Origin of the sequence: Ralstonia sp. NFACC01, assembly GCF_900115545.1 — a bacterium.
Taxonomy (GTDB): domain Bacteria; phylum Pseudomonadota; class Gammaproteobacteria; order Burkholderiales; family Burkholderiaceae; genus Ralstonia; species Ralstonia mojiangensis.
In genome coordinates this window covers 233,816-246,223 of sequence record NZ_FOWV01000008.1, presented here as the reverse complement: position 1 = coordinate 246,223, position 12,408 = coordinate 233,816, and the positions used below count along the sequence as shown (strand labels likewise).

The 12,408-nt window shown below is 65.2% G+C and carries 7 protein-coding genes and 1 pseudogene; 4 read left to right on the top strand and 4 right to left on the bottom strand.

Annotated features, from left to right (window positions below; genetic code table 11):
• Positions 1-245 (top strand): annotated as a pseudogene (locus BM136_RS25520) (hypothetical protein); the annotation flags it as partial.
• Positions 246-479: 234 nt separating this feature from the next.
• On the opposite strand, the gene cphA (BM136_RS20670) reads toward BM136_RS25520, so the two are convergent.
• Positions 480-3,047, bottom strand: a complete 2,568-nt coding sequence (gene cphA, locus BM136_RS20670) for a cyanophycin synthetase (protein ID WP_092975047.1) — start codon at positions 3,045-3,047, stop codon at positions 480-482.
• A 53-nt stretch (positions 3,048-3,100) separates the two neighbouring features.
• Entirely contained in the window at positions 3,101-5,773 is a 2,673-nt protein-coding gene (gene cphA / locus BM136_RS20665) for a cyanophycin synthetase (RefSeq protein WP_092975044.1), read from the bottom strand.
• Positions 5,774-6,062: 289 nt separating this feature from the next.
• Between cphA (BM136_RS20665) and BM136_RS20660 the strand changes: the two genes are divergently transcribed.
• Both BM136_RS20660 and BM136_RS20655 read left to right on the top strand, forming a co-directional pair.
• Positions 6,063-8,369: a cyanophycin metabolism-associated ABC transporter gene (locus BM136_RS20660; protein WP_092975041.1), complete on the top strand. Its 2,307-nt coding sequence runs from the start codon at positions 6,063-6,065 to the stop codon at positions 8,367-8,369.
• Between the two features lie 22 nt (positions 8,370-8,391).
• Positions 8,392-8,862, top strand: coding sequence for a cyanophycin metabolism-associated DUF1854 family protein (locus tag BM136_RS20655; RefSeq protein ID WP_175537180.1), 471 nt, complete (start codon positions 8,392-8,394; stop codon positions 8,860-8,862).
• Between the two features lie 29 nt (positions 8,863-8,891).
• Here BM136_RS20655 and BM136_RS20650 read toward each other — a convergent pair whose 3' ends face one another.
• The gene (locus tag BM136_RS20650) at positions 8,892-10,034 is read right to left on the bottom strand and encodes a serine hydrolase domain-containing protein (RefSeq protein ID WP_092975035.1); all 1,143 of its coding nucleotides are present in this window, start codon (positions 10,032-10,034) and stop codon (positions 8,892-8,894) included.
• A gap of 195 nt (positions 10,035-10,229) precedes the next feature.
• Here BM136_RS20650 and BM136_RS20645 point away from each other — a divergent pair, with 195 nt between their 5' ends.
• On the top strand, positions 10,230-11,843 hold the full coding sequence (locus tag BM136_RS20645) for an OpgD/OpgG family glucan biosynthesis protein (RefSeq protein ID WP_092975032.1): 1,614 nt from the start codon (positions 10,230-10,232) through the stop codon (positions 11,841-11,843).
• 64 nt (positions 11,844-11,907) lie between these two features.
• Here the strand turns inward: BM136_RS20645 and BM136_RS20640 are convergent, their stop codons facing one another.
• The gene (locus BM136_RS20640) at positions 11,908-12,345 is read right to left on the bottom strand and encodes a hypothetical protein (RefSeq protein ID WP_092975029.1); all 438 of its coding nucleotides are present in this window, start codon (positions 12,343-12,345) and stop codon (positions 11,908-11,910) included.
• Positions 12,346-12,408: the final 63 nt, after the last annotated feature.

The following is a 12,408-nucleotide window of genomic DNA, read 5'->3' as shown; positions in this document are numbered from 1 at the left end:
AAGAAAGGCGAGCCCGAGATGGCGACATCCCCTTGAATTTGTGTGACCGCGCGGGGAAGGAGGCAAACTCGCTGCGCTCAGACAAGCCTCCTTCCTTGATCCGCCCGCTCACACAAATTCAAGGCGCCATCAAGGGCTCAACGTCAAAAGAAAAAGGCCAACCCATCGCGCGGTTGGCCTTTGTCGTTTGGGCTGGCGTTGAGATGCTTTGGTTTTTGACTTTCCTGCCCCAGATGGCGCCTTGAATTTCTGTTGCAGGGAGGAAAAAGGAAGGGAAACTGTCTGAGCGAAGCGAGTTTTTCCCTTCCCCTCCCTGCGACAGAAATTCAAGGAGGGGGTCGCCATCTTGGGCGCGCATTTCTTTGCTTACTTTCTTTGGGCAAGACCAAAGAAAGTGAGTCAGCCCCGGCAGGGGATGAAACAAAGGATGCACCACAAAAAACTAAACCCCGGCGAACCCCTTTCAACCGGACCAAAGCTCACTCAGCAACCCGCTTAGCAATATGCCCCAACGCCTCCTCCACCTGATCAATCAAAATCAGGCAGAGATCACCCGGCTGCAACCGCCCCAGCGCCGTATCAATCGCGAGGAATTCACCACGGATTTCATCAACACGGCTCGTGCGCGACGCACCCTGCAGCCCTTCTCGCAGCAGCGCGAGCACTTCACCATCGGCACGGCCGCGCTGGCACTGGTCTTCGTAAAGCACGACGTCGTCAAACACGCCACCCAGAATCTGCGTCTGGCGGCGGATATCCTCGTCGCGCCGATCGCCCGCCCCGCTGATCACCACCGAGCGGCGCTGGGCCGGCATGGTGGCCACGGCGTTGCATAGCGCCTGGATGGCGTCGGGATTGTGGCCGTAGTCGGCGATGAGCGTGGCGCCCTTGTAGTCGAATACGTTGAAGCGGCCGGGCGCGGTGGCGGCGTCGTTCACAAAGGTGGCGAGGCCGCGGCGGATGATCGTCCAGTCGATGCCAAGTGCCCATGCAGCGGCAATCGACGACATCGCGTTTTCAACCTGGAAGCCAATCGTGCCGTTGCGCGTGAGCGGAATATCAGCCAGTGCGATGCGCGTTTCGTTCCCACCTTCGGTAGCCACAATCTCGGCGCCATCGACAAACACCACGCGCTTGCCCTGCGCGCGGTGCAGGGCCATGGTCGGAAGGCTGGCGTCGTGCGCGAAGAACGTGACCGATCCAGGGCAGCCGTCGGCCATGCGCGCGACCATCGGGTCGGCGGCGTTGAGCACCGCCATGCCGCGCGGCGCCACGTTCTGCACGATCACGCTCTTGAGCACAGCCAGGTCTTCCACCGTGCTGATGTAGTTGAGGCCCAGATGGTCGCCCTCGCCCACGTTTGTCACTACCGCCACGTCGCAGCGGTCGAACGCGAGACCTTCGCGCAGCAGGCCACCGCGCGCGGTTTCGAAGACAGCGGCGTCTACGTCCGGATGCAGGAGCACGTTGCGCGCGCTGCGCGGGCCGCTGCAGTCGCCGGTGTCGATGCGCTGGCCCTGGATGTACACACCATCGGTGCCGGTCATGCCCATGCGCAGGCCGCTGGTGGCAAGCAGATGCGTGATCAGGCGCACCGTCGTCGTCTTGCCGTTGGTGCCGGATACCGCCACCACGGGAATGCGGCCGTCGTCGCCATCGGCAAACATCGTCGAGACGATGGCCTCGCCCACCGCGCGGCCCTTGCCGTACGAGGGCTGCAAATGCATGCGCAAACCCGGCGCGGCGTTGACTTCCACGATGCCGCCGGCCTGGTCCTCGAACGGCTTGAGCATCGTTTCGCACACGGCGTCCACGCCGCAGATGTCGAGGCCGACCATCTGCGCTGCCGCCACGGCACGCGCCGCGATGGCGGGGTGCACGTCGTCGGTCACGTCGGTGGCTGTGCCGCCCGTGGAGAGATTCGCGTTATTGCGCAACACCACGCGCGTGCCCTTGGGCGGCACGGCGTCGGCGCTCAGGCCCTGTTTGGCGAGCGTGGCCAGCGCAATGTCGTCAAAGCGGATTTTCGTGAGCGACGTGGCATGCCCTTCGCCGCGTCGCGGGTCGCGGTTTACTTCGTCGACCAGCTCACGCACGGTGTGCTTGCCGTCGCCAATGACTTGTGGCGGATCGCGGCGTGCGGCGGCCACCAAGTGCTTGCCCACCACGAGCAGGCGGAAATCGTGGCCGGGGATGTAGCGCTCGACAATCACGTCCGACGAAATGTCGGCCGCGACCTCATAGGCCGTCATCACTTCTTCGCGCGTGCGAATGCGCACGGCCACGCCCTTGCCCTGGTTGCCGTCGCGCGGCTTGACCACGACCGGGCCATGGATTTCCTGCGCGGCTTCCCACGCCTCTTCGGCGCTGCGCACCGAACGGCCCAGCGGTACCGGCACGCCGGCCGCGTGCAACAGGGTCTTCGTCAGATCCTTGTCCTGCGCAATGGATTCGGCCACGGCGCTGGTCATGTCGGTTTCGGCGGCCTGGATGCGGCGCTGCTTGCTGCCCCAGCCGAACTGCACCATCGAACCCTGCGTGAGACGGCGGTACGGAATCCCGCGCGCCACGGCGGCGTAGACGATGGAGCCTGTGCTGGGCCCCAGGCGCACGTCTTCGTCCAGTTCGCGCAGGCGGTGCAGCGCGTCGTCCAGATCGAACGGCTGATCGTCGCGTGCGGCGAGGCAAAGTTGGCCGGCCAGCTCGAATGCCAGTCGGCCCACCTCCTCTTCGCTGTATTCCACGACGACCTGATACGTGCCAGGTTCGAGCGTGGGCTCGGTGTGGCTGAACGTCACCGGGCAACCGGCGGCAGCTTGCAGGCCCAGCGCCGCGGCTTCCAGCGCGTGCGCAATCGATGGCGCATCGGCTTCGTCATCCGGGCGCAACGGGCCAATCGCCGGAAAGCGCGCGCGCAGGCGGTCTTCAAAGCCCGGCAGTTCGGCCAGCAGTTGGGATTGATCCGAGCAGGCCACGATGGCTTCGATGGCCGTATGGCGGCACCAGAGGTTTGGGCCGCGCAAGGCCCGGATACGAGAGACTTCCATGCAATCAGCTTTCCGTTGTGCTTTGGGCGTTCTGTTGGATTCAGGCCCGATCGTCAGTTCTGGGATTCGGCGCGGCCCATCCACTGGTGTACCTGCTCGACGGTGCCCTCGATGGCGCACTCGTCGCATTGCAGGACCAGCAGGTCGCCTGCCGTGAGCTGCGAGAGCGCCGCATCCACGACATCCCGGCGCTTGGCCCCTTCGACGACGACTTCAGCCACGCGACCGCCTGCCTGCAACCCTTGCTTGAGCAGCGCGCGTGCTTGGCGATCGAACTCGGCATCGGTGCGCTTGACGCTGGCGTCTTCGCATAGCAGCACGCGATCGAACGTCTGGCCGATGACGGTGCCTTGCGCAATCAGGTCTTCGTCGCGACGTTGCAACCCGGCGCCAAATACAAGCGTGCGGCGCTCGGCCGGGAAGTTGTCCAGCGCAGTGGCCAAAGCTTCCAGCGCCGAGGCGTTGTGCGCGTCATCCACCACGATGGTGGCGCCGTGGTGCTGGAACAGCGTGAAGCGGCCCGGCACATCCACCTGGCCCACATCGAAGGTGACGATGCCGGCGCGCATCAGGTCGTTGGAAATGCCCAGCGCCCAGCCGGTGGCCACGGCGGCCAGCACGTTCTCAAGCTGGAACGGGACGCGGCCGGCGTAGGTCAGCGGAATGGCCGACACATCGGCCAGTGCCAGTTCGGTCGCGCCGGTGGCGAGCACCACCTTGCCGTCACGCACGAACACGGCCCGTTTGCCTGCGGCACGATGCGCGGCAATGGCTTCCAGATCGCCCGACAACGCGAAGAAGATCACTTCGCCATCGCACAGGTCGGCCATCTCAACGAGGCGCGCATCGGCGGCATTGAGCACGCCCACGCCAGACTTCAGCACAACATCAATCTGCGTGCGCAGAACGCTGTACATCCGGTCTTCGTCTTCGACGTAGAAGTCGCCCAGGTGATCGGGCTTGCCGAAGTTGGTGACCACGCCGACCTGGCAACGGTCATACGGCAATCCTTGCGAGAGGATCATGCCGCTGTCGCTCTCGAACACAGCGGCTTCCACCGCGCGATTCATCAGGATGCGGTGGCAGGCGTCCCACGCAGCGCGGTCGCCGTGACCGCCGCGGTTGTTGCTCGTCTCGACCTGGCGGCGGTCCAGGAACAGGCCATCGCTGCAGCCCAGGCCCGTATGCTTGCCCGAGAGCTGCAGCAACTGCGCAACCAGCTTCGCGACGACGGTCTTGCCGTTGGTACCCGTGATGCCGACGATGGGAATGCGGCCGTCGTCCTGCGCGCCGTCCTTGTCGGAAAACAGGTGATCCACAATCGCGCGGCCCACAGGGCGGGGCTCGCCCTGCGCCGGCCGAATGTGCATCAGCAGGCCCGGCCCGGCGTTGACTTCCACGATGGCGCCACGCTGCTCATCGAGCGGACGCGAGATGTCATCGGCCACCAGGTCCACGCCGGCAATGTCGAGCCCGACCACCCGCGCCGCCAGCGACGCATGCGCGGCCACGCTCGGGTGCACGCGATCGGTCACGTCAAAGGCGACGTTGCCATTGCGCTGGATCAGCACGCTGCGGCCTGCGGGCGGCACGGCGCTGCCGTCGGCATAGCCCTGGCGCTTGAGTTCGAGGAGTGCGGCAGAGTCCAGACGCACGCAGTTCAGCGGGTGTTCTTCGGTGCTGCCACGGCGCGGGTCGGAGTTGATCTGCGATTCGATCAGTTCTTCGATGGTCGAAGAGCCATCGCCGATCACCGACGCGGTTTCGCCCATCGCCGCCGCCGCCACGCGACCGCCCACGACCAGCAGGCGGTGCTCGTTACCGGAGACGAAGCGCTCGACGATCACGCCGTTGCCTTCCTCGATGGCCACGGCGTAAGCGGTTTCCACCTCTTCGCGCGTCATCAGGTTCGTGAACACGCCGCGGCCGTGGTTGCCGTCGTACGGCTTGACAACCACCGGCACGCCGATGTCCTCGGCGGCGTCCCAGGCGTCTTCGGCGCTGTCGACCATGCGGCCTTCCGGCACGGGCACGCCGCACGATTGCAGCAGGCTCTTGGTCAGGTCCTTGTCGCGTGAGATCGATTCTGCAATGGCACTGGTGCGGTCCGTCTCGGCCGTCCAGATGCGGCGCTGGCGTGCGCCGTAGCCGAGCTGCACGAGGTTGCCGTCCGACAGGCGGATGGACGGGATGTTGCGGTCATCGGCGGCATCGACGATGCAGGCGGTGCTGGGGCCGAGGCAGTGCTCGTCCACCAGGTCGCGCAGCGTTTCGACGGCCGCGTCCACGTCGAACGGGCGGTCTTCAATGGCCGCCATGACCAGGTCACGGGCGGCGAACAGGGCAGCGCGGGTCACGTCTTCGTGCCAAGCACGGACGATCACCTTGTACACGCCGCGCACCGGGGTCTCGCGCGCCTTGCCAAACCCGCCGGGCATGCCGGCCAGGTTCTGCAATTCCAGGGTGACGTGTTCCAGGATGTGGCCGGGCCAGGTGCCCTCCTTCAAGCGCATCAGGAAGCCGCCGCGCACGCCGGGGCTGCAGCGGTGCTCGATCAGCGTTGGCAGCCATGTCGACAGGCGCTCGTAAAACCCGGGAATCGTGTTGGAAGGAAAATCCTCCAGTTCACCAATGTCGACCCATGCCTCGAGCACTGGCCGATATGTCCACATATTCGGGCCGCGCAGCGACATGACATCGAGAATCTCAATGTCCTTCTTCTTCATTGAATTTGCTTGAGGCAGGGGGCGATGTACCCGTGAAGTTGGTCCGTGGAATCGAACCGTTACCTTTCAATAACGTTACAACGGCGTCGGCGTTGACGTCTTGAGCCCGAAGTGCGTTGTGCAACGCACCAAATGCCCGGCTCGCGTGGCTATGTATACTTGCGAGCAAAATTTGCAGGCCGCAACAATTGCGACGCCGCACTCTTGCCTCGATTTATGTTCGTCCTTTTCCCGTTTTGGGCTGTTTTTTGGCCATTTGGACGCGCTTTTTGAATTCTTTGCGCCACTGATGACCCAGTCCTCCCCATCGTCCGCCCCCACCGCCGCCCGCGCTCAGGAACCCTGGAGTGTCGTGCTCGGCTCAAGCCTTGCTCCAGATGAAACCGTCCTGGCCGGGCTGCAGCTGGATTTGGACGCAAGGCTGCATTTTACCCACGGGTGGCTGGTTGTTACGAACCGCCGCCTGGTCGGCCAAGCGCCCGGCGAAAAGGATTTACAAAGCTGGGACATCGCTCCTGGCATGACGCTTGCCCATAGCGACCACGCCGGCGTCGGCACGCTGGAGCTGTCCGACGGGCAGCGCAGGCTGGCAAGCTGGCGCTACACGCTGGGCCACAACACCGACGCCCTGCGGCTGGCTGACGCCTTCGATGCCCAGCGCAACGCCCTGGCCACCGGCGCCCAGGCCGCGCAGCCCGACGCGGACATCTGCCCGACCTGCAAGGCACCCCTGCCGCCCGGTGAAGACAACTGCCCTCAATGCAGCCGCGAACTGGAGCAGCCGCCCTCGACCTGGGCGCTGCTGCGCCTGTGGCGCTTTGCCCGGCCGTATCGGTGGGAATTGCTGGCCGGCTTCGCCCTGCTGCTGATCGGCACGGCCGCCACCCTGGTGCCGCCGTACCTGACGATGCCCTTGATGGACAAGGTGCTGATCCCCTACCAGAACGGGCAACCGGTCGACTACCGCCGGGTCACGCTCTACCTGTCGGGCCTGTTTGGCGCCGCGCTGGTGGCCTGGGTGCTGGGCTGGGCGCGCACTTATCTGCTGGCGCGCGTGTCCGAGCGCATCAGCGCCGACCTGCGCACGACCACCTACGAGCACCTGCTCAAGCTGTCGCTCGAATACTTCGGCGGCAAGCGCACCGGCGACCTGATGGCGCGCATCGGTTCGGAAAGCGACCGGATCAGCGTGTTCCTGTCGTTGCACCTGCTCGATTTCGCCACCGATGTGCTGATGATCGCGATGACGGCCGTCATCCTGGTCTCGATCGACCCGTGGCTGGCGCTCGTGACGCTTGTGCCGCTGCCGTTCATCGCGTGGATGATCCACCTTGTGCGCGACCGCCTGCGCCACGGCTTCGAGAAGATCGACCGGATCTGGTCAGAAATCACCAACGTGCTGGCCGATACGATCCCGGGCATCCGCGTGGTCAAGGCCTTTGCCCAGGAAAAGCGCGAGGTGACACGCTTTGCCGAGGCCAACAAGCACAACCTGGCGATCAACGATCGCGTCAACGCGGTGTGGTCGCTGTTTACCCCGACCGTCACGCTGCTGACCGAAGTCGGGCTGCTGGTGGTGTGGATTTTCGGGATCTGGCAGGTCAGCCACGACGCCATTACCGTCGGTGTGCTGGTGGCGTTCCTGACGTATATCAGCCGCTTCTACACGCGCCTGGATTCCATGAGCCGCATCGTGTCCGTTACGCAGAAAGCGGCGGCCGGTGCCAAGCGCATCTTCGACATTCTCGACCACGTGTCGAGCGTGCCGGAACCGACAAAGCCCGTGCACATCGAGAAGGTGAACGGGGCAATTGAGTTGCGCGACCTGGGCTTCCGCTACGGCAACCGCGCGGTGATCCGCGGCCTGAACCTGTCTATCCAGCCGGGCGAGATGATCGGGCTGGTGGGGCACAGCGGCTCGGGCAAGAGCACGCTCGTGAACCTGATCTGCCGCTTCTACGATGTGTCGGAAGGCGCGATCCGCCTGGACGGCACCGACATCCGCTCGCTGCCCGTCTCGGAATTCCGCCGCAACATCGGTCTGGTGCTGCAGGAGCCGTTCCTGTTCTTCGGCACGATTGCCGACAACATTGCCTACGGCAAGCCCGACGCCACGCGTGAAGAGATCATTGCCGCCGCACGTGCCGCCCACGCCCACGAGTTCATCCTGCGCCTGCCGCACGGCTACGACTCCCTGGTCGGTGAACGCGGCCAGGCCCTGTCGGGCGGCGAACGCCAGCGCATTTCGATTGCGCGGGCGCTGCTCATCAACCCGCGCATCCTGATCATGGACGAGGCCACGTCTTCCGTGGACACGACCACCGAGAAGGAAATCCAGAAAGCGCTCGACAACCTCGTGCAGGGCCGCACAACCATCGCCATCGCGCACCGGTTGTCGACGCTGCGCAAGGCGGATCGCCTGGTCGTCATGGACCGCGGCCAGATCGTCGAAGTCGGCAACCACGATGAGCTGCTTGCACGCGAAGGGGCGTACTACAAGCTCTATCAGGCGCAGGCCCGCAATGTCGATGCCGACACCGATCTGACCAGCGACGGCGAGCGCGTGGACGCCGCCGCGCCGGCTTACGCGCAGTGATCCTTTATCTGAAATGACTGCGATGCAAACGCCCGATTTCACCCTGAGCCGCAACGGCTTCGGCAAGCTTGTGATGACCCTGGCCGACGGCACCGCGCATGAAGGCGTGGTGCCCGTGCGCGCGTTTCCGATCTCCGCCGCGGGCGAGGGCTTGAGCCTGATGAGCACCGACGGCCACGAGCTGGCATGGATCACGCAGCCCGATGCGCTGCCCGCGCCGATGCGTGCGCTGATCGAAGACGAACTCGGCGCGCGTGAATTCATGCCCGAGATCCGCAAGATCGTCGGCGTTTCGACCTACGCCACGCCCAGCACATGGACGGTGCAGACCGACCGCGGCCAGACCGACCTCGTGCTGCGCGGCGAAGAAGACATCCGCCGCCTGACCGGCACCACGCTGCTCATTTCCGACAGCCACGGCATCCACTACCTGATCCGAGATCTGCTTGCGCTGGACAAGCACAGCCGCAAGATTCTCGACCGGTTCCTTTAAGCCCGCGTAGCCCCGCAACCGCGCCGCCGTTAGCGGGGTGTCGGCTGCACGGCAGTCATCACTTGGTCGAGCAGGGTTTCAGCCTGCTTCCAGGAGGCAGACTGGTTGTAATCGCCCGCCGTGGTGACGATCACCATGTCGAGCCCGGGCACGATCCACAGACGCTGGCCGCCGTTGCCGATGCCCCCGATCCACGCCTGTTCGGTGCCACCAGCCGCCACCTTGCCGAGCCACCACTGATAGCCGTACTGCAAGCCCATGCCGGTATCGATGTGCGGGCGCGTCGATTCGGCAATCCACTCGGCGGGCACGATCTGCCGCCCATTCCACTGGCCGTGCTGCAGCACGAGTTGGCCGATACGCGCGAGGTCTCGAGGGCGCAGGCGTACGCCGGCAAACGCCAGCGGGCGGCCACGGTAATCGTCCACCCATTCCCAGTCGGTGATGCCCAGCGGTTCGAACAGTTGCTTGCGCGCGTACTCCGGCAACGACATGCCGACGCGCTCTGCCAGCAGCTGCGCCAGTACCGCCGTGTTGCCGCCGTTGTAATTGAACTGCGTGCCAGCCGACGCCGCCATCGGGCGGTCGAACACGTAATGCGCCTGAGAGGTGTGCCAAAACAGTCCGAACTCGTCGTTGTTGAACAGGCTCGTCGCACGCCATTCGTTCCAGGCAAGGCCGCTCGACATCGACAGCATCTGCGAGAGCGTAATCGCCTCACGGCCGCCGCGATTCAGGTCGGCCAGCCGCGGAAACAGTGACAGCGCCGGTGTATCGAGAGGCGGCATCTTCCCCTGCCCTTGCGCAATGCCCCACAGCAGGCTCGTCACCGATTTGCTGATCGAGCGGATGTCGTGAAGCGTGCTGGCGTCGAACGTGCGCGTGGTGCGGAACAGATCCTTCACCCGCTCATCCTTGCCGGCGTGATAGCCCTCCGCCACCAGATGGCCACGACGCACCACGAGCAGGCTGTGGAAGTTGATATCGGCTTCGGCGAAATTACGCAGGACGGCGCAAAGGCGGGTGGCATCGAAACCGGCTGCGGCAGGGTCGGCTTCGGTCTGCCAGCCGTCATTCAACTGGGCGGGCGGATCGCAGGATGCCGCCCAGGCGCTGCATGCCGCGCAAACCAATGCCAAAGCGATGCCGATGCTGCGCAGTCGTAGCGTCATCCCAGCCCCCAACGGAAGTGGCCTAAGTATCGTAGCCGGCACTTGCAAGTTCAAACGTTCTGCGACGAATGGTCGATCTGGGCGACCAAACGGCAGCGGATCGGCCATCCGGGGGAGTGTTCAGCCGGCGTCGGAACCTGGGCCCGCGTTACCATGTCGGACCCTTCTTATTCATCAGTCACATCACAGGCACCTATGGTCACACGTCGAACCCTTCTTGCCTCCGCCTCCGTTACCGCCACGCTGGCGGCGCTCGGCATCACGCCCGAGGCGCTGGCCGCCAATCGCGTCAAGCTGGGCGATGCCGCGCCGTTTTCTTTCGATGCGCTGATCGAACGCGCCCGCACGATGGCCGGCAAGCCTTACACGCCGCCCGCCACGGCGCCGGCCGACATCCTGGCCAAGATCGACTACGAAGCGCACGGCAAGATCAAGTTCGACACCGCCCACGCGCTCTTTGCCGACGGCCCGGGCCAGTTTCCGGTGACGTTCTTCCATCTGGGCACGTTCTTCCGCGCGCCGGTGCGCATGCACGTGGTGGAAAAAGGCGCCGCACGCGAAATCGTTTACGACGAGTCGTACTTCGACATGCCTGCCGACAGCCCGGCGCGCAAACTGCCGCGCGGCAGCGGCTTTGCCGGTTTCCGCTTCCAGGAAAGCCGCCTCGGCGACCAGAAAAAACTCGACTGGAAGAAGAACGACTGGGTCGCCTTCCTGGGCGCGTCGTACTTCCGCGCCATCGGCGAGCTCTATCAATATGGGCTTTCCGCACGGGGCATTGCGCTCGACGTGGCGCAGGCCGGCAAGCCGGAGGAGTTTCCAAACTTCACGCACGTGTGGTTCGACACGCCGGCAGACAACCGCGCCGATTCCGTGACGATCTATACGCTGCTCGACGGCCCGAGCATCACCGGCGCATACCGCTTCGTGATGCACCGCACGAAGGGCGTGGTGATGGACATCGACACGGCCATCTTCCTGCGCAAGGATGTCGACCGCTTCGGCATCGCGCCGGCCACGTCGATGTACTGGTTCTCGGAAACGGCCAAGGGCACCGCCACCGACTGGCGCCCCGAGGTGCACGACTCCGACGGCCTGGCCCTCTGGACCGGCAGCGGCGAACGCATCTGGCGCCCGCTGAACGATCCGCCGCGCACGATGGCGTCTGCCTTTGGTGACAACAACCCGCGCGGCTTCGGCCTGTTGCAGCGCGACCGCGATTTCAACAACTACCAGGACGGCGTGCATTACGAGCGCCGCCCGAGCCTGTGGGTCGAGCCGCTGGAAGGCTGGGGCGAAGGCGCCGTGCAGCTCATCGAAATCCCGACCGACGACGAGATCCACGACAACGTCGTCGCCATGTGGGTGCCGAAGGCGCCGGCGCGCGCAGGCAGCCAGTACCGTCTGCGCTATCGCCTGCACTGGCTGGCCGATGAGCCATATCCGACGCAACTGGCGCGCTGCGTGGCCACGCGCATGGGCAACGGCGGCCAGCCGGGCCAGCCGCGTCCGCACGGCGTGCGCAAGTTCATGGTCGAGTTCAAGGGCGGCCCGCTGGAGAAGCTGCCCTTCGGCACCAAACCGGAGGCGGTGCTCAGCACCTCGCGCGGCACGTTCTCGTACGTGTTTACCGAAGCCGTGCCGAACGGCGTGCCAGGCCACTGGCGCGCCCAGTTCGATCTGACGGTGGACGGGAAGGAACCGGTGGATATGCGGTTGTTCCTGCGGGTGGATGGCAAGCCGCTGTCGGAGACGTGGCTGTACCAGTACCACCCGTTTCAATCGCCGGTAGGGCCGGTCGCGTCTTAAGCGTCGTCGCAACGGTCAATCGCAACGGTTCACAAACAAGGCGGGGATTTCCCCGCCTTTTTCATTACTGGTAGGACAGCGTCACCACCGCCAGCGCTGGCTCCGCCCCCGGCGCGCGCGACAAGGTCAGCGTGCCGTTGTTTGCCGTCAGCAGGCTCGCCTTGAAACCGCCGTATTTGGCCAGGACGTCCGCCTTGCTGCGCGCATCGCCCACCCGCAGGGGCCTGAGCGAGGATGCCGCACGCGCCTCCACTGACACGTCGACCGGCACGACCCGCACCGCTGTCGAGCGAAAGTCGAGCACCACCTGATCGCCTGACGCAGAGGGACGCGTCTGCAAGCCCGCGCCCGCCGCCTGCAGCGCCGGCTGCACACGGAACCCGGCCTCGACGATCGCGCCCGTGAAATAAATCACGCCGTCCTGGCTGCCGCCTGCAAGCGCGCCACTCGCTCCGATGGCCGCCGTGATGGCGACGGCCATTGCCTTGTAGACCCTGAACATAAGACCCCCCGGATGCTCGCCCCTCGGGCGATGTTTCGCGTCTGGCCGCCTTCCGGCGGACCG

What these genes read in the sequence shown, in the direction of transcription:
- BM136_RS20640 (WP_092975029.1), bottom strand. Translation starts at nt 12,345, where the DNA reads ATGTTCAGGGTCTACAAGGCAATGGCCGTCGCCATCACGGCGGCCATC.
- cphA (WP_092975047.1), bottom strand. Translation starts at nt 3,047, where the DNA reads ATGGAAGTCTCTCGTATCCGGGCCTTGCGCGGCCCAAACCTCTGGTGC.
- BM136_RS20660 (WP_092975041.1), top strand. Translation starts at nt 6,063, where the DNA reads ATGACCCAGTCCTCCCCATCGTCCGCCCCCACCGCCGCCCGCGCTCAG.
- BM136_RS20650 (WP_092975035.1), bottom strand. Translation starts at nt 10,034, where the DNA reads ATGACGCTACGACTGCGCAGCATCGGCATCGCTTTGGCATTGGTTTGC.
- cphA (WP_092975044.1), bottom strand. Translation starts at nt 5,773, where the DNA reads ATGAAGAAGAAGGACATTGAGATTCTCGATGTCATGTCGCTGCGCGGC.
- BM136_RS20645 (WP_092975032.1), top strand. Translation starts at nt 10,230, where the DNA reads ATGGTCACACGTCGAACCCTTCTTGCCTCCGCCTCCGTTACCGCCACG.
- BM136_RS20655 (WP_175537180.1), top strand. Translation starts at nt 8,392, where the DNA reads ATGCAAACGCCCGATTTCACCCTGAGCCGCAACGGCTTCGGCAAGCTT.